Source organism: Amycolatopsis sp. NPDC005232 (assembly GCF_040607795.1).
In the GTDB taxonomy this organism is placed as follows: Bacteria; Actinomycetota; Actinomycetes; order Mycobacteriales; family Pseudonocardiaceae; genus Amycolatopsis.
Window position 1 is genome coordinate 54942 of record NZ_JBEXHL010000023.1, and the last position, 15078, is coordinate 70019.

The 15078-nt window shown below is 71.4% G+C and carries 12 protein-coding genes; 1 reads left to right on the plus strand and 11 read right to left on the minus strand.

Annotated elements, in window-relative coordinates:
- Positions 1–25: 25 nt before the first annotated feature.
- Positions 26–1660 carry an AMP-binding protein gene (locus tag ABZU76_RS34600; protein WP_354877164.1) on the plus strand — a complete coding sequence of 545 codons (1635 nt, stop codon included), beginning with the start codon at positions 26–28 and terminating at the stop codon, positions 1658–1660.
- 15 nt (positions 1661–1675) lie between these two features.
- Here ABZU76_RS34600 and ABZU76_RS34605 read toward each other — a convergent pair whose 3' ends face one another.
- The 11 genes from ABZU76_RS34605 to ABZU76_RS34655 all read right to left on the minus strand — a co-directional run bounded on the left by ABZU76_RS34605 (position 1676) and on the right by ABZU76_RS34655 (position 14967).
- Positions 1676–2128, minus strand: coding sequence for an ATP-binding protein (locus ABZU76_RS34605; RefSeq protein ID WP_354877167.1), 453 nt, complete (start codon positions 2126–2128; stop codon positions 1676–1678).
- 2 nt (positions 2129–2130) lie between these two features.
- Positions 2131–2505 (minus strand): STAS domain-containing protein, encoded by a 375-nt coding sequence (locus ABZU76_RS34610; protein ID WP_354877170.1) that lies wholly within the window; start codon positions 2503–2505, stop codon positions 2131–2133.
- Positions 2506–2552: 47 nt separating this feature from the next.
- Positions 2553–2990, minus strand: coding sequence for a response regulator (locus ABZU76_RS34615; protein WP_220238953.1), 438 nt, complete (start codon positions 2988–2990; stop codon positions 2553–2555).
- A complete protein-coding gene (locus ABZU76_RS34620; RefSeq protein ID WP_354877174.1) occupies positions 2987–4630 on the minus strand; it encodes an ATP-binding protein in 1644 nt (547 codons plus the stop codon). The genes ABZU76_RS34615 and ABZU76_RS34620 overlap by 4 nt, the downstream gene beginning before the upstream one ends.
- Positions 4627–5856 (minus strand): SpoIIE family protein phosphatase, encoded by a 1230-nt coding sequence (locus tag ABZU76_RS34625; protein WP_354877177.1) that lies wholly within the window; start codon positions 5854–5856, stop codon positions 4627–4629. Before ABZU76_RS34625 ends, ABZU76_RS34620 begins: the two co-directional genes overlap by 4 nt.
- 209 nt (positions 5857–6065) lie before the next feature.
- On the minus strand, positions 6066–7661 hold the full coding sequence (locus tag ABZU76_RS34630; protein ID WP_354877180.1) for an FMN-binding glutamate synthase family protein: 1596 nt from the start codon (positions 7659–7661) through the stop codon (positions 6066–6068).
- A gap of 151 nt (positions 7662–7812) precedes the next feature.
- The gene (gene metH / locus ABZU76_RS34635; protein ID WP_354877183.1) at positions 7813–11442 is read right to left on the minus strand and encodes a methionine synthase; all 3630 of its coding nucleotides are present in this window, start codon (positions 11440–11442) and stop codon (positions 7813–7815) included.
- Positions 11443–11600: 158 nt separating this feature from the next.
- Entirely contained in the window at positions 11601–12185 is a 585-nt protein-coding gene (locus ABZU76_RS34640; protein ID WP_354877185.1) for a hypothetical protein, read from the minus strand.
- Positions 12186–12199: 14 nt separating this feature from the next.
- Positions 12200–12730, minus strand: coding sequence for a sigma-70 family RNA polymerase sigma factor (locus ABZU76_RS34645; RefSeq protein WP_354877384.1), 531 nt, complete (start codon positions 12728–12730; stop codon positions 12200–12202).
- 113 nt (positions 12731–12843) lie between these two features.
- Positions 12844–13326, minus strand: coding sequence for a sigma-70 family RNA polymerase sigma factor (locus ABZU76_RS34650; RefSeq protein WP_354877187.1), 483 nt, complete (start codon positions 13324–13326; stop codon positions 12844–12846).
- Between the two features lie 117 nt (positions 13327–13443).
- A complete protein-coding gene (locus ABZU76_RS34655; protein ID WP_354877189.1) occupies positions 13444–14967 on the minus strand; it encodes a carboxylesterase family protein in 1524 nt (507 codons plus the stop codon).
- Positions 14968–15078: the final 111 nt, after the last annotated feature.

The window sequence follows — 15078 nt, forward strand, 5'->3', positions numbered from 1 at the left end:
GCCGCCACGGGAAATGAGGTCAGCCGTGCAGCTCACGCCCAGTGCCCACTCGGATACGTTCTGCCGGGACAACTTGCCTCCCTTCGACCAGTGGCCACACCTGCTCTTCGAGCTTCCCGAACTGCACTACCCCGATCGGCTCAACGCCGCAACCCGCCTGCTCGACGGAGCCGTCGCGCACTGGGGCCCCGACCGGCCCGCGGTGCTCTCGCCGACGAGCACCTGGACCTACGGCGAACTGCTCGCCCGCGCCAACCAGATCGCGGGCACGCTGGTGAGCCTCGGTGTGGTGCCGGGCAACCGCGTGCTGCTGCGCGGTCCGAACACGCCGTGGCTCGCCGCGTGCTGGCTCGGCGTGCTCAAGGCCGGCGCGGTCGCCGTGACCACCATGCCGATGCTGCGCACGCACGAGCTGACGAAGATCGTCGACGCGTCCTCCCCCACGCTCGCGCTCGCCGACCACCGCTACACCGAGGACCTGCTGCCGTTCGCCCTGCCGCTGCTCGCCTTCGGCGGCGACTCCCCCGACGATCTCGCGGCCCGGTGCGCGACACAGCCCGAGACGTTCGCCGACGTCGAGACGGCCGCCGACGACGTGGCGATCCTGGCCTTCACGTCGGGCACCACCGGGCGGCCCAAGGCCACCATGCACTTCCACCGCGACCTCATCGCCATCGCGGACACGTTCTCGCGCCACGTCGTGAAGCCCGAGCCCACCGACCTGTTCACGGGCACGCCGCCGCTCGCGTTCACGTTCGGCCTCGGCGGGCTGCTCGTGTTCCCGCTGCACGCGGGCGCGGCCACGCTGCTGGTCGAGCGCGCGACGCCGCCGGAGCTGGCCGACCTCGCGGCGGCCCACGGCGTCACGGTGCTGTTCACCGCCCCCACGGCCTACCGCGCGATCCTCGCGTCCGACCGAAGAGCCTCGCTGTCGGCGCTGCGCCGCGCGGTCTCGGCGGGCGAGGCGCTGCCGGAGAGCGTGGCCGTCGACTTCCACCAGGCCACCGGCCGCTGGCTCATCGACGGCATCGGCAGCACGGAGATGCTGCACGTGTTCATCTCCGCCGCCGACGAGGAAACCCGCCCGGGTTCCACCGGGCGCGCCGTGCCCGGGTTCCGCGCGCGGATCGTCGACGACGAGGGCCACCCGGTGCCCGACGGCACGCCCGGCCGGCTCGCCGTGCAGGGCCCCACGGGGTGCCGCTACCTCGCCGACGACCGCCAGACCGTGTTCGTGGAAGACGGCTGGAACCTCACCGGCGACACATATGTGCGCGACGCCGACGGCTACTTCCACTACCGCGCCCGCAGCGACGACATGATCGTGTCCTCGGGCTACAACATCGCCGGCCCCGAGGTCGAGGAAGTCCTGATGGCGCACCCCGACGTGCTGGAGTGCGCGGTGGTCGCGGCGCCGGACGAGGCGCGCGGGTCGATCGTCGCGGCCTACGTGGTGCTGCGCGAAGGCGCGGACAGCGACGCCGCGATGGTCAAACAACTGCAGGACTTCGCGAAATCCGTTGCGGCGCCGTACAAGTACCCGCGGCGGGTGGAGTTCGTGACCGAGCTGCCCCGCAACCCCAGCGGCAAGGTGCAACGGTTCCTCCTGCGCCGCCGGGCGGCCGGGCAGTCCGCGGAACCGCAGCCCGTCAACCCCTGAGCGTGGCCGAGCCCGTCAGTGCGACCGGGCGGGGATCAGGTTCCAGCCGAGGGTGACCACGGTGCCGTCCACGCCGGGCGCGATGTCGGCGTGGTCGGCGCTCGCCCGCAGCAGCAGAAGCCCCCGGCCGCGCAGCGACACGGGGTTCGGGTCGTCGACCGGCGCGCGCCAGTGCCCGTGATCGGTGATCACGATCTCGACGCGGTCCCGCCGCACCACGGCTTCGAGGTCGAGCAGACCCCGCCCGTCGCCGCCGTACGCGTGGTCGGCGACGTTGGCCAGCGCTTCGTAACTGGCGAGCACGATGTCCTGCGCCCGGTCCTCGGGCACGCCCGCCGCGCGCACCCACGCCGTGAGCCGGTGGCGCAGCGCGCGCAGGGCACCCGGCTCGGCCACGACGTCGCGGCAGCTCAGCGGGGTCCCGCCCGGCTGGATACCCCGGGGGAGGTTGTCTTCGGGCAGGGCCACGATCACGCCTCCGTTCCCGAAGCGAGCGCCTCGTCGACGGTGGTGAACAGGCCGATCCACGCGTCGAGCCCGGTGCTGGTGAGCGGTCGCGTCGTGACGTGCGACGTCGAGACCACTCGCAGCCTTCGCTCCCCCAGCCGCTGGTGCGCCGCGGCCAGCACCTGGAGCCCGGCCGAGCTGAGGAAGGTGACCTTGCGCAGGTCGACCACGAGCACCTCGGGACTCTCGTCGACCACGGCGGTCACGATCTCGTCGAGTTCGGGCGCGGTGACGAGGTCGATCTCGCCGGCGACGGTCACCACCGCGGCTCGCTCGTGCCGCCGCACCGTGACCAGCAGGTCGCCGGTCTCGGGCACATCCCGGGGAGAAGACGTCACAAGATCCCATCGTGCAGGATCGCCGCCGCGCGCGCCACTGCCGGCGCTCAGCGCGGCAGCTTCACGACGGTGACGAAGAAGTCGTCGATCTGGCGCACGACCTCCACGAACCGGTCGAAGTCCACGGGCTTGGTCACGTACGCGTTGGCGTGCAGGTCGTAGCTGCGCAGGATGTCCTCCTCCGCCTCCGACGTCGTCAGCACGACGACCGGGATGCTGCGCAGCTCCGGCGTCGCCTTGACCTCGGCGAGCACCTCGCGCCCGTCCTTGCGGGGCAGGTTGAGGTCCAGCAGGATCAGGCCCGGGCGCGGCGCGTCGGCGTACCGGTCCTCGCGGCGCAGGAACTGCAGGGCCTCCACCCCGTCGGCCACCACGTAGAGCGCGTTGCGGATCTTGTGGTGCTCGAACGCTTCCTGCGTCATCAACACGTCGCCCGGGTCGTCCTCGACGAGCAGGATGTCGATGGGGGCCATGGTTTCGGTCATGCGTCCTCGTTCCCGGTCCGGGTCTCGATCAGGGGCTCGGTGTGCTCGGTCCGTGCTGGTTCCGGCTCAGGCGCCGGATCGGGCGCGGGCAAGGTGAAGCGGAAGCGGCTGCCTTCGGTCACCTCGGTGTCGAGCCAGATGCGGCCGCCGTGGAACTCCACGATCTTGCGGCACATCGCGAGCCCGATCCCGGTCCCGCTGTAGGCCGACTTGCTGTGCAGCCGCTGGAAGATCACGAAGATCCGCTCGGCGTACTGCTCCTCGATGCCGATCCCGTTGTCGGACACGGAGAACAGCCACTCGTCACCCTGGCGCTCGGCGCTCACGCGGACGACGGGCGGGGCTTCGCCGTGGAACTTCAGCGCGTTGTTGACCAGGTTCTGCAGCACGGCGGTGAGCAGCGGCCCTTCGCCCCGGACCCGGGGCAGCTCGTCGCGCTCGATCCGCGCGCCGGTCTCTTCGATCACGGGCTCGAGGTTGCCGAGCGCGTCGTCGAGCAGCTTCCCGGTGTCCACCATGGTCATCTCGCCCGCGCGGCGGCCCACGCGGGAGAAGGAAAGCAGGTCGTTGATGAGGTTCTGCATGCGCTTCGCGCCGTCGACGGCGAAGGCGATGTACTGCTCGCCGCGTTCGTCGAGCTGGCCCTTGTAGCGGCGTTCGAGCAGCTGGCAGAAGCTCGCCACCTTGCGCAGCGGCTCCTGCAGGTCGTGCGAGGCCACGTAGGCGAACTGCTCGAGGTCCGAATTGGACCGTTCGAGCTCCTGCGTGCGGGTGTCGAGCAGCTCGTGCGCCTGCTCCAGCTCGCTGACCTCGCTCACGATCCGCAGGCGCATCGCGTCGACGTCGGAGCCCAGCTCCACGAGCTCGCGCGGGCCCGTGCCGCGCACGGGCCGGTGCATGTCGTCGGTCGCGGACACCGCGCGGACCTCGGCGGCCAGCCGCATGATCGGCACCGTGATCACGCGGCGCAACCAGACCCACAGCAGGACGAACAGGATCACCACGAGCCCGGCGATCACGAGCAGCAGCACGGTGAGCTGGCCGGCGGCGCCGTTGAGGTCGGCCCGGCCGACGTCACGCGCGGCGGACACGTGCGCCGAGAGCGTGCCGAGGGTGGCCCGGACCCGGTCGAACAGCGTCTTGCCGGCATCGGCCGCGCCGACTCCGGGCGGCGGGACTCCGGGCGGCGGGACTCCGGGCGGCGGGACTCCGGGCGGCGGGACTCCGGGTGACGTCGGCTTCGTGACCGCGTCCTGCCACGCGCCGGCGGCGCGCAGAACGGACTCGAGGTCGTCGCCGACCTGGGTGCCGGGCAGCGCACCGAGGCGGCGCAGCTCGGCCGCGGCGTCGTCCTGCTGCGTGCGGCCCGCCAGGTAGGGGTCGAGGAACTCGCGCCGGCCGGTGAGCAGGAACCCGCGAATGCCGGTCTCCTGGTTCAGCAGCGCCTGCGAAAGAGCGTTGGCCTGCAACAGCTGCGGGCCGCTCTGGTCGAGCAGACGGCTGCGGGCGTCGTTGAGGTTGCCCACCGCGAGGACCCCGCCGGCGACCGCCGCCAGCAGGAGCACCGCCTCGACGAGGCCGACCACCGAAACCCAGCGGCGGATCGGCCAGTGCGGATGCGCTCGGACGTACCGGCTCACTCCGCGGCCTCTTCACGATCTTCGAGGTGAGTGAGCATGGTGAGGGCGACGTCGTCGTCGAGCGGGCCGGCGTTGAGCTCCTCGACACAGGTGATGAGCCGGTCGAGCACCACGCCGTGGCCGGTGTCCGGGCCTGCCTCGCCGAGGAGCTCGACGAGCAGCCGCGCCATCTCTTCGTGGCCGAGGCGCTCCGCTCCGCCGCCGACGCGGCCCTCGAAGATGCCGTCGGTGTAGAGCACGAGCGACCAGCCGGGTTCCAGGTCGACGTCCAGCGGGTCCCAGCGCGCGTCCGGGACGACGCCGAGCGGCACGCCCAGCTTTTCGCCGGACAGCAGGCGGCCGGTGCCCTCGCGGCTGATCAGCAGCGGGGGCGGGTGGCCGGCGAGGCTCATCCGCGCCGATCGGCGGTCGGGGGCGACGACGACCGTGCACAGCGTCGCGAACAGCGGACGGATCCGCTCGTGCACGAGGACGCGCTCGACCGTCGCGAGCACGTCGGCCATCGGCATGCCGGCCAGCACCAGCGCGCGCCACGCGATGCGCAGCGCGACGCCGAGGGCGGCTTCGTCCGGGCCGTGGCCGCAGACGTCGCCGATCACCAGGTGCACGGTGCCGTCGGTGAGCTCCACAGCGTCGTAGAAGTCGCCGCCCAGCAGTGAGCCGTTGCGGCCCGGACGGTACTTCGACGCCAGCTCCAGGCGCGGGTCGGCGAGCAGCGGGGTGGGCAGCAGGCCGCGTTCCAGACGCGAGTTCTCGCTGGCCAGCAACTGTTGCTGCAGCAGCTGCTGCTCCACCTGCTCGGTGCGCTTGCGTTCCCACGCGTAGCGCAGGGCCTTGCCCAGCAGCGGACCGTCGACCTGGTTCTTGCCGAGGTAGTCCTGGGCGCCCGCGGCGACGGCGGCGACCCCGGTGGTCTCGTCGTTCTGCCCGGTCAGGACCACCACGGCGGTGCCGGGCGCGTGCTGGCGCACCCGGGTGAGCCCGGTGAGACCCATGGCGTCGGGGAGCTGGAGGTCGAGCAGGATGCAGTCGGCGACGACCGGGCCGGCGAGGGCTTCGGCCAGCGTCCGGGCGCGGGCGAGGGTGGCCGGCACCGCGGCGTCGGCGAGCAGCTCTTCCACGATCAGGGCGTCGCCGTCGTCGTCCTCGATCAGGAGGACGCGCAACCGCGAACCCGGCGTGGCCGGAACGGCCGGCGGGACCACCGGTGAGGTGTCCCGCTCCATGGTGTCCGGCAATTCCCTGTTCGACAGAGCAACCAGCCTTTCGAGAACCGTGCCGTCCCGATACCACCCGCGCGCGATTCGAGGCGACACGAAGGAGAGCCCTGGCGCGGACGAATCCACACCGGGGCTCGAAGGCTGCCTTTTCAACCTCCGCTCACCCTAGCCCGGCCGCAGCGTGCGGCCTATGCCGGACATACCGGAGCGTCCCGCTACACGGTGAACCGGTCGGGGTCCGCGGCCTTCCAGTCGACGGCCCACTCCTCGGGCGGCTCGGCGAGCAGCTGCCCCGGCTCCAGCCAGTCGTACAGCTCGGCATAGGACCGCACCACGTGCGGGTCGAGGCGGCGGCGCAGCTGGTGCGGCGCGAGGTCGGCCGGGTCGGACACGCCCATCGCGGCCATGATCTGCAGGGCACCGGCGACGGTCGAGTGCTGGTAGCGCTGAACCCGCTGCGACTTGTCCCCGACGTCGAGCGCGCGCCCGCGCCGCGGATCCTGTGTGGCGACGCCGACCGGGCACTTGTTGGTGTGGCAGCGCTGCGACTGGATGCACCCGACGGCGAACATCATCGCCCGCGCGGCGTTGGTGTAGTCGGCGCCTTGGACCAGGCGCTTCACCAGATCGGCGCCCGTGGCGACCTTTCCGCTGGCGCCCAAGCGGATGCGGTCGCGCAGGCCGGTGCCGACGAGTGCGTTGTGGACGGTGATGAGCCCTTCGGTGAGCGGCGTGCCGAGGTGGTCGGCGAACTCCAGCGGCGCGGCGCCGGTGCCACCCTCGGAACCGTCGACGACGATGAAGTCGGGCGTGACCTCTTCGTCCGCCATCGCCTTGCACAGCGCCAGCACCTGCCGCCGCGAGCCGACGCACAGCTTGAAGCCGGTGGGCTTGCCGTCCGCGAGCTCGCGCATGCGCGCGACGAAGTGCACCAGCTCGCGCGGGGTTGAGAAAACGCGGTGGTACGGCGGGGAAATCACGGTCTGCCCGATCGGGACGTCGCGCACCCGGGCGATCTCGGCGTTGACCTTCGACCCCGGCAGCACCCCGCCGATCCCGGGCTTCGCACCCTGGGAAAGCTTGAGCGACACGCACTTCACGGCGTCGTGCTGCGCCTTGTCGGAGAACTCGGCGGCGTCGAAGTCGCCGTCGGAGGTGCGGCAGCCGAAGTAGCCGGTCCCGACCTCCCAGATCAGGTCTCCCCCGCCGCGCAGGTGGTACTCGGACAGCCCGCCCTCGCCCGTGTCGTGCGCGAACCCGCCGAGCGCGGCGCCCTTGTTGAGCGCGAGGATCGCGTTGGCCGACAGGCTGCCGAAGCTCATCGCGGAGACGTTCAGCAACGCCATGTCGTAGGGCTTCGTGCAGTCCGGCCCGCCGATCCGCACGCGCGGCGGCGTCTCCGCCTGCTTGACCGGCGCCATGGAGGGCACGAGGAACTCGTAGCCGTCGGCGTACACGTCGCGCTCGGTGCCGAACGGCTCCTCCGCGTCGGTGCCCTTCGCGCGCTGGTAGACGATGCTGCGCACGCTGCGGTCGTACGGGCGGCCGTCGAAGTTGCGCTCGATGAAGTACTGCTGCAGCTCCGGGCGGATCGCCTCCAGCAGGAACCGAGCGTGGCCGAGCACGGGGTAGTTGCGCAGCACGGAATGCTTCGTCTGCAGCAGGTCGTACACGCCGACGAGCGCCGGCACCAGCAGCGGCCCGGCGAGGAACCACCACCACGCGTTGCCGGCCGCCAGCACCACCGCACCCGCCGCAACCACCACGAGCAGCGCCACCGCGCCGAACCTCACCGCACTCAATCCACGCACGGGGAGAACGTAGCCGCAGCACCGCCTTTGCGCAGGTCCGGGCGCCCTTTCGGGCCGCCAGGCCCGGTCTTTTCGTCCCGTTCGTGCCCGATCGACTACCGGAACCGGACACAGCCGACGTGGTACGACCCACGCCGGCCGTGCTTCCGGGTCAGTAGGCCAGGTTCGGCCGCAGCCAGCGCTCCACCTCGTCCAGGTCCAGGCCACGACGGCGGGCGTAGTCCTCGACCTGGTCGCGGCCGAGGCGCCCGACGGTGAAGTAGCGGGACTCGGGGTGCGCGAAGATCAGGCCGCTGACGGCGGCGGCCGGGGTCATCGCGTACGACTCGGTGAGGTCGATGCCGAGCTCGCGGGCGCCGAGCAGGTCGAAGAGCTCCTTCTTCTCGCTGTGGTCGGGGCTCGCGGGGTAGCCCAGCGCCGGGCGGATGCCGCGGAAGCGTTCGGCGTGCAGGTCCTCCAGCTTGGGCTGCGCGTCGGGCTCGAACCAGCGGCGGCGCGCCTCCAGGTGGATGAACTCGGCGAACGCCTCGGCCAGGCGGTCGGCCAGGGCCTTGACCATGATGGCGCGGTAGTCGTCGTGCTCGGCTTCGTAGTGGTGCGCCAGATCCTCGGCGCCGTGGATGGCCACGGCGAAGCCGCCGAGGTGGTCGCCGGACGGCGCGATGTAGTCGGACAGGCAGCGGTTGGCGCGGCCTTCGGGCTTCTTCGTCTGCTGGCGCAGCATGGGGAAACCGCGGCCGGCGTACTCGCCGTCGAGCAGGATGTCGTCGCCCTCGGAGTGCGCGGGCCAGTAGCCGTACGAGCCGCGGGCGGTGAAGGAGCCGTTGGCGATGATCTCGTCGAGCAGCGTGTTGGCGTCGTCGAAGAGCTCGCGCGCGACGGGCTGGTCCAGGATCGCCGGGTACTTGCCCTTGAGCTCCCAGGCCAGGAACAGGAACTGCCAGTCGACCATCTCACGCAGCTCGGCGATCGTCGGCTCGACCACGCGCACGCCCGTTAACTCCGGCACGGGCACGTCGTCGAACGACACCTGCTCGCGGTTGGCGCGCGCCTGGTCGACGGTGAGCAACGGCGTCGCGTGGCGGTTCTCGTGCTGTTCGCGCAGCCGCTGCTGCTCCGCGCGGTTGGCGACGTCGAGCACGTCGGAACGCTCCGTGTCGAGCAGGTCGGACACCACGCCGACCACGCGCGACGCGTCGAGCACGTGCAGGGTGGAGTGGTCGTAGACCGGCGCGATCTTCACGGCCGTGTGCTGCTTCGACGTGGTGGCGCCACCGATGAGCAGCGGCAGCTTCAGCCCGCGACGCTGCATTTCCGTGGCCACGCTGACCATCTCGTCGAGCGAGGGCGTGATCAGCCCGGACAGCCCGATCACGTCGGCGCTCTCGGCCACCGCCGTGTCGAGGATCTGCGCGGCGGGGACCATCACGCCGAGGTCGATCACCTCGTAGTTGTTGCAGCCCAGCACCACGCCGACGATGTTCTTGCCGATGTCGTGCACGTCGCCCTTCACCGTGGCGAGCACGACCTTGCCCTGGCCACGGGACGTTTCGATGCGGCCTTCGAGGCGCATCTTCTCCTTCTCCGCCTCCATGTACGGCTCCAGGTAGGCCACCGACCGCTTCATCACGCGGGCGCTCTTCACGACCTGCGGCAGGAACATCTTGCCGGAGCCGAACAGGTCACCGACGATCTTCATGCCGTCCATCAGCGGGCCCTCGATCACCTCGAGCGGCCGGTCGAACTGCTGACGCGCCTCTTCGGTGTCGGCCTCGATGAAGTCGACGATGCCGTGCACCAGCGCGTGCGAAAGCCGCGCGCCGACCGGGCCCTCACGCCAAGACAGGTCGACGGTTCGCTTGGTACCGCTGCCCTTCACCGTCTCGGCGAACTCGACGAGCCGGTCGGTCGCGTCCTCACGGCGGTCGAAGAGCACGTCCTCGACGAGCTCCAGCAGGTCCTTCGGGATGTCCTCGTAGACGGCGAGCTGGCCCGCGTTGACGATGCCCATGTCGAGCCCCGCGCGCACGGCGTGGAACAGGAACGCCGAGTGCATCGCCTCACGCACCACGTCGTTGCCGCGGAAGGAGAACGACAGGTTCGAGATGCCGCCGGACGTGTGCGCGCCGGGGCAGCGCTCCTTGATCCGGGGCAGGGCCTCGATGAAGGCCTTGGCGTAGCCGTTGTGCTCGCTGATGCCGGTGGCGACGGCCAGCACGTTCGGGTCGAAGATGATGTCCTCGCCCGCGAAGCCGGCCTGCTGCGTGAGCAGATCGTAGGCGCGGGCGCAGATGTCCACCTTGCGCTGTGCGGTGTCGGCCTGACCCTTCTCGTCGAAGGCCATCACGACGACACCGGCGCCGTAGTCGCGGATGCGGCGGGCCTGCTCCAGGAACGGGCCCTCGCCCTCCTTGAGGCTGATGGAGTTGACCACGCCCTTGCCCTGCACGCACCGCAGCCCGGCTTCGAGCACGCTCCAGCGCGAGCTGTCGATCATCACCGGGATGCGCGCGACCTCGGGCTCGGTGGCGATGAGGTTGAGGAACGTGGTCATCGCCTGTACGGAGTCGAGCAGGTCGGCGTCCATGTTCACGTCGAGCAGGTTGGCGCCGCCGCGCACCTGCTCCAGCGCGACGTCCACGGCCGCCTGGTGGTTGTCGCCCTCGATGAGGCGGCGGAACTTCGCGGACCCCGTGACGTTGGTGCGCTCGCCGATCATCACGAAGCCGGTGTCCTCGCCGATCGTGAACGGCTCCAGCCCGCTGAAGCGCGAGCGGTGCGCCGGCTCGGGCACCTCGCGCGGTGCCAGGCCCTGCACGGCTTCGGCGATCTTCGCGATGTGCGCGGGCGTGGTGCCGCAGCAGCCGCCGACGATGTTGACCATGCCCTCGCCCGCGAACTCGCCGAGCATGCCGCCGGTCTCGGCGGGCGTCTGGTCGTAGCCGCCGAACGCGTTGGGCAGGCCGGCGTTGGGGTGGCACGCGGTGTAGGTGCCCGCGATTTTCGCCAGCTCCTCCACGTGCGGGCGCATCTCCGCGGCACCCAGCGAGCAGTTCACGCCGACGACCAGCGGTTCCGCGTGGGCGACAGAGCTCCAGAACGCCTCCACCGTCTGCCCGGACAGCGTGCGGCCCGACAGGTCCACGATCGTCACGGAGATCCACAGCGGCAGGTGCGGCGCGACCTCGCGCGCGGCCGTGATGGCGGCCTTGGCGTTGAGGGTGTCGAAGATCGTCTCGATGAGCAGCAGGTCGACGCCGCCGTCGGCGAGCGCCTGGATCTGCTCGGCGTAGGAGGCCTTGACCTCGTCGAAGGTCACCGCGCGGAACGCCGGGTCCTCGACGCGCGGAGAGAGGGAGAGCGTGACGTTGAGCGGGCCGATGGAGCCGGCCACGAAGCGGCCGCCGAACTCATCGGCCGCCTGGCGCGCCAGCGCGGCCCCGCGCAGGTTCATCTCGCGCACGTGGTCCTGCAGGCCGTAGTCGGCCTGGCCGATGCTGGTGGCGGTGAAGGTGTTGGTGGTCGTGATGTCCGCGCCCGCGGCCAGGTACTGGCGGTGGACGTCGAGGATCACGTCGGGCCGGGTGAGGTTCAGCAGGTCCGGGTCGCCGGTGACGTCCTTGGGGTGTCCCTCGAGCCACTCGGCGCGGTAGTCCTCGGGGGTCAGACCGGCGCCCTGCAGCATCGTGCCCCACGCGCCGTCGAGCACAGCGATGCGCTGGTCGAGCAGGTCCCGCACGCTTTTGGTCCTGCGCTGCTGGGTCATGCGCTGCTGGGTCATGCCACCTCCGTCGTAGTCACGGAGGCGCCCTTCGGTTCACAGTGGAGCCGGCCGAGCGTGGCGGACTCACGTGGTCCGTTGCAGCGCCTCTCGACCTTGGTAGTCGAGACTACCGGATCCCCCTGTTGCAGGCAGCCACCGTTCACACTCCGGGACGGTCAGTCACCGAGCGGCGCACCCCGCCACTTCCACTCCGCCCGCCGTGACCTGCCCGGCAACGCGATCCGGCCCGCGCACCAGCGGAGGCCGTCCCACGGGTCGGACGCCGGGGCCTCGCCGGGGAACAGCCGCGCGACGACGTTCGCGCAGACCTCGCGGGGCGGGTCGAGCTCGGTGCCGAGTCCGGTGGCCAGGTCTTCGCCGTGCAGCAGGAGTTCGGCGCAGCCCATGGCGGCGAAGCCGGCCGGATCGGCGCGGCCGGTGGGGTGGTAGGCCCGGGTGTCTTCCGCGCTCGTGCTGACGGCCGCTTGAAGAAGGCGGGCGCCGGTGAGGGCGAGCTCCAGGAGTTCTTCCGGTGTGGCGCCTTCGTCGGCCTTGGCGAGGAAGCGCACGTAGTGGTCCTGCGGCCGGCTGACCACCTGGGCGGCGTAGGACATCAGGACGTCCCCGACGTGCTCCGCGGTCTGGCGGCAGTCCCACTCGAGCTCGCCGGCTTTGCGGGTCCAGTCTTGGGCGAGAGTGGGCCGGAGCGTGGTGTCGACGCAGGTGAGCGCGCGTTCGAGAGCCGCGGCGGTGACGGTCATGGGGTCATGGTGCCTCAGCCGGGGTCGAGCTCCTTGCGCAACCGGGTGAGCGCCCGGTGCTGCTGCACGCGGACAGCGCCCGCGCTGAGGCCCAGCGCCTCGGCGGTCTCCTCGGCGGACAGGCCGATGATCACCCGCAGGACGAGGATCTCACGCTGCCGATCGGGCAGGACCCGCATGAGGTCGGTCATGCGCTCGTCCAGCGCCTGCCGGCTGACGACGGCGCCGGCCGCCCTGCGCGCGTCGGCCACCTTGTGCTGTGCGATGCCGTACACGAGCGGGAGAAACGACGAATGGCCGCGGTCGTAGTCAGGCAGTTGCCTGAGTACCACGAGGCAAACCTCTTGTGCGATGTCGTCCGCGCTCGCGAACCTTTCCTGCCGCCCGATCCGCGCCCGGCAATACCGCACGACAAGAGGCCGCACCGCGACGAGAACCTGGATCATCGCTTCGCGATCGCCCTGCGCGGCTTGGGCGACGATCTCATCGAAGCCGTCGCGCAGGATGCGCGCCGAGGTCGAGTCGGCGCCCAGCTCCCGGCTCATCACCCGGCTCTTGACCTGCGCGAGCATCTTGTCGAGCTCCAGCTCCTCCCGCAGAGCGCCGGTGAAGGCGCTGTCCGCGGCGGCCAGCCAGTCGGGCACGTACTTCCGGTCGGTCATCGCGCTTCCCTCCTCCCCGCGTAAAGACGTTCGAGCTGCCGGCGCGCGTGGCGCAGGTTGGATCGCACGGTGCTCGGCCGCATCGTCAGCGCCGCTGCGATCTCCTCGACCGAGTAGCCGTCGATGTACCAGGCCATGACCTCGCGCTGCCGCGGCGGCAACTGCTCCAGCACCTGCACGATCAAGGTTCGCTCTTCGTACTCGACCAGGCCGGGGTCGGAGACCGCCGGGTGCTTCTCCGGTTCGAAGTCCTCGTGGCCTTTCCGCTGCCGGTGGTTGTTGTTCGCGGCCCGGACGGCTGTCGTACGCACCCAGGCTTTCGGGTGCGTGATGCCGTCCCACGAAGACAACGCCTTCGTCATCGCCTCCTGGGCGGCGTCCTCGGCGGTGGCGCGGTCGTGGCCCTGCTTGCGCAGGAAGCCGACGAGGAGCGGGAAGTCAGCGCGGAAGAAGTCGTCGAAATCGGCACGATCGCTCACCCGGCATCGCTCTCCCTCCCCTGGCGCAAGCCGTTCGACAGTAGGAGGGCGACAAGGGGCCGAACGTGCAAGGACACGGAAAACACCCGCGCGTCGCAGAGCAGATGCGTCAGTGAGTCACGGGGTGTTCCGGTGCCAGAACGTGCAGTGGTGGTCGGCGGTGAAGCCGGGGTCCGGGTGAAGGCCGTCGGCCGCGAGGGAGACGACCGAGCCGGCCGGCCAGGACGACAGCGGGCTGCCGTGGACGAAGGCCGCCCAGGCGTCGACCATCTGGTCGGACAGGGACTTCTGGGCGGGGGTGAGGGCGGCCGGGTGGCCGTCGAGGTCGAACAAGTACGGGAGTTCGGACATGTGCGCCGCGCCCAGGGGGAAGGGGGCCGGGACACCGGTGGCGGCCGGGGAGGTGGCGTCGGTGAAGTCGTAGCGCCAGACCGACGGCAGGGAGCGCGACAGCTGGTCGGCCACGCAGGAGAAGGACGAGTCCGTGACGGCCGCCGCGTAGGCGCGGGAAGCGTTGCCGCCGAAGGAGGACGGTGGGTATTCGGCCGCGACGGCCGTGGCGTCGGGGAAGTAGCGCGCGAGGGCGGCGGGGTAGCCGGCCGGGGTGATGGGCGGGGCGCCGGCCGCGAGCTGCTGGGCGAGGAAGTAGGTGAACTCGTCGTGGGTCGTGCCCATGAGCACCGGCACGGGGGCGGCGGAGCCGTGCCGGACGGCCGTGACCGGGTCGGCTGGCAGGACCGTGCCGCCGGTGACCGGGCCGGGGATCTCGATGCCGGCCAGCGAGTAGTAGACGGGGGCGGTGGCGAGCTTCGCCACCGGCAGCGCGCGCAGGCAGGCGGCGGCCGTCGCGCGGTCCGGGCAGCCGAGGGCCGTCGAATAGTCCACACTGGACTTTCCGGCCGCCGCGAGGGTGGCCTGCGCCTGGCACGGGGCGCTTTGGACGATCGCCGCGCGGAAGAGACCGCGGGATCCGGGGGCGACGAGGTGGTCGCACACCGACATGCCGCCCGCGGACTCCCCGGCGATGGTCACGGCGTCGGGGTCGCCGCCGAAGGCCGCGATGTTGTCGTGGACCCAGCGCAGGGCCTGTTGCTGGTCGAGGAAGCCGTAGTTGCCGGGCTGCGCGCCCAGGGCCGGGTCGGCGAGGAAACCCAGCGCTCCCAAGCGGTAGTTGATCGTGACGACGACCGTGCCGCCGCGCACGACCAGGCGGGTGGCGTCGTAGCCGTCACCGCCGCCGTCGAGGAAGGCGCCGCCGTGGATCCACACGAGCACGGGGCGTTTCACCGTGGAAACGGGCGGCGTCCAGACGTTGAGGTACAGGCAGTCCTCGCTCGTTCCGGTCGCGGTGCCCTGCGGGCAGCGCGGGCCGGGGGCTGTGGCATCGCGCTCGGCGGTCCAGGACGCGGGCGGGGCCGGGGGCTGCCAGCGGCGCTCGCCGACCGGCGGCGCCGCGTACGGAATCCCTTGGAACACGCGGTGATCCGGGGTCACCGCGCCGCGGACCGGGCCCGACGCCGTGCGCACGACCTCGCCCAGCCGCCCGATCGCCGCGTCCGAAGCCGCGCACGCCGACGCGGCCACCGCGAGCACGAGGAGCACCACCGCGAACCCACGCCGCCGCACCACTGCCTCCGCCACCGCGCGGACGATACCGGGCATCAAGATTTTTTCACGGTCCGGGATCCCCTCGCCGGAGCCGCGAATCGTGTCGGCGCTGGTCCCGACGTCGGCCACCCGGCCAAAGTAGCT

What these genes read in the sequence shown, in the direction of transcription:
- ABZU76_RS34615 (WP_220238953.1), bottom strand. Translation starts at nt 2,990, where the DNA reads ATGACCGAAACCATGGCCCCCATCGACATCCTGCTCGTCGAGGACGAC.
- ABZU76_RS34625 (WP_354877177.1), bottom strand. Translation starts at nt 5,856, where the DNA reads ATGGAGCGGGACACCTCACCGGTGGTCCCGCCGGCCGTTCCGGCCACG.
- metH (WP_354877183.1), bottom strand. Translation starts at nt 11,442, where the DNA reads ATGACCCAGCAGCGCATGACCCAGCAGCGCAGGACCAAAAGCGTGCGG.
- ABZU76_RS34640 (WP_354877185.1), bottom strand. Translation starts at nt 12,185, where the DNA reads ATGACCGTCACCGCCGCGGCTCTCGAACGCGCGCTCACCTGCGTCGAC.
- ABZU76_RS34645 (WP_354877384.1), bottom strand. Translation starts at nt 12,730, where the DNA reads ATGAGCCGGGAGCTGGGCGCCGACTCGACCTCGGCGCGCATCCTGCGC.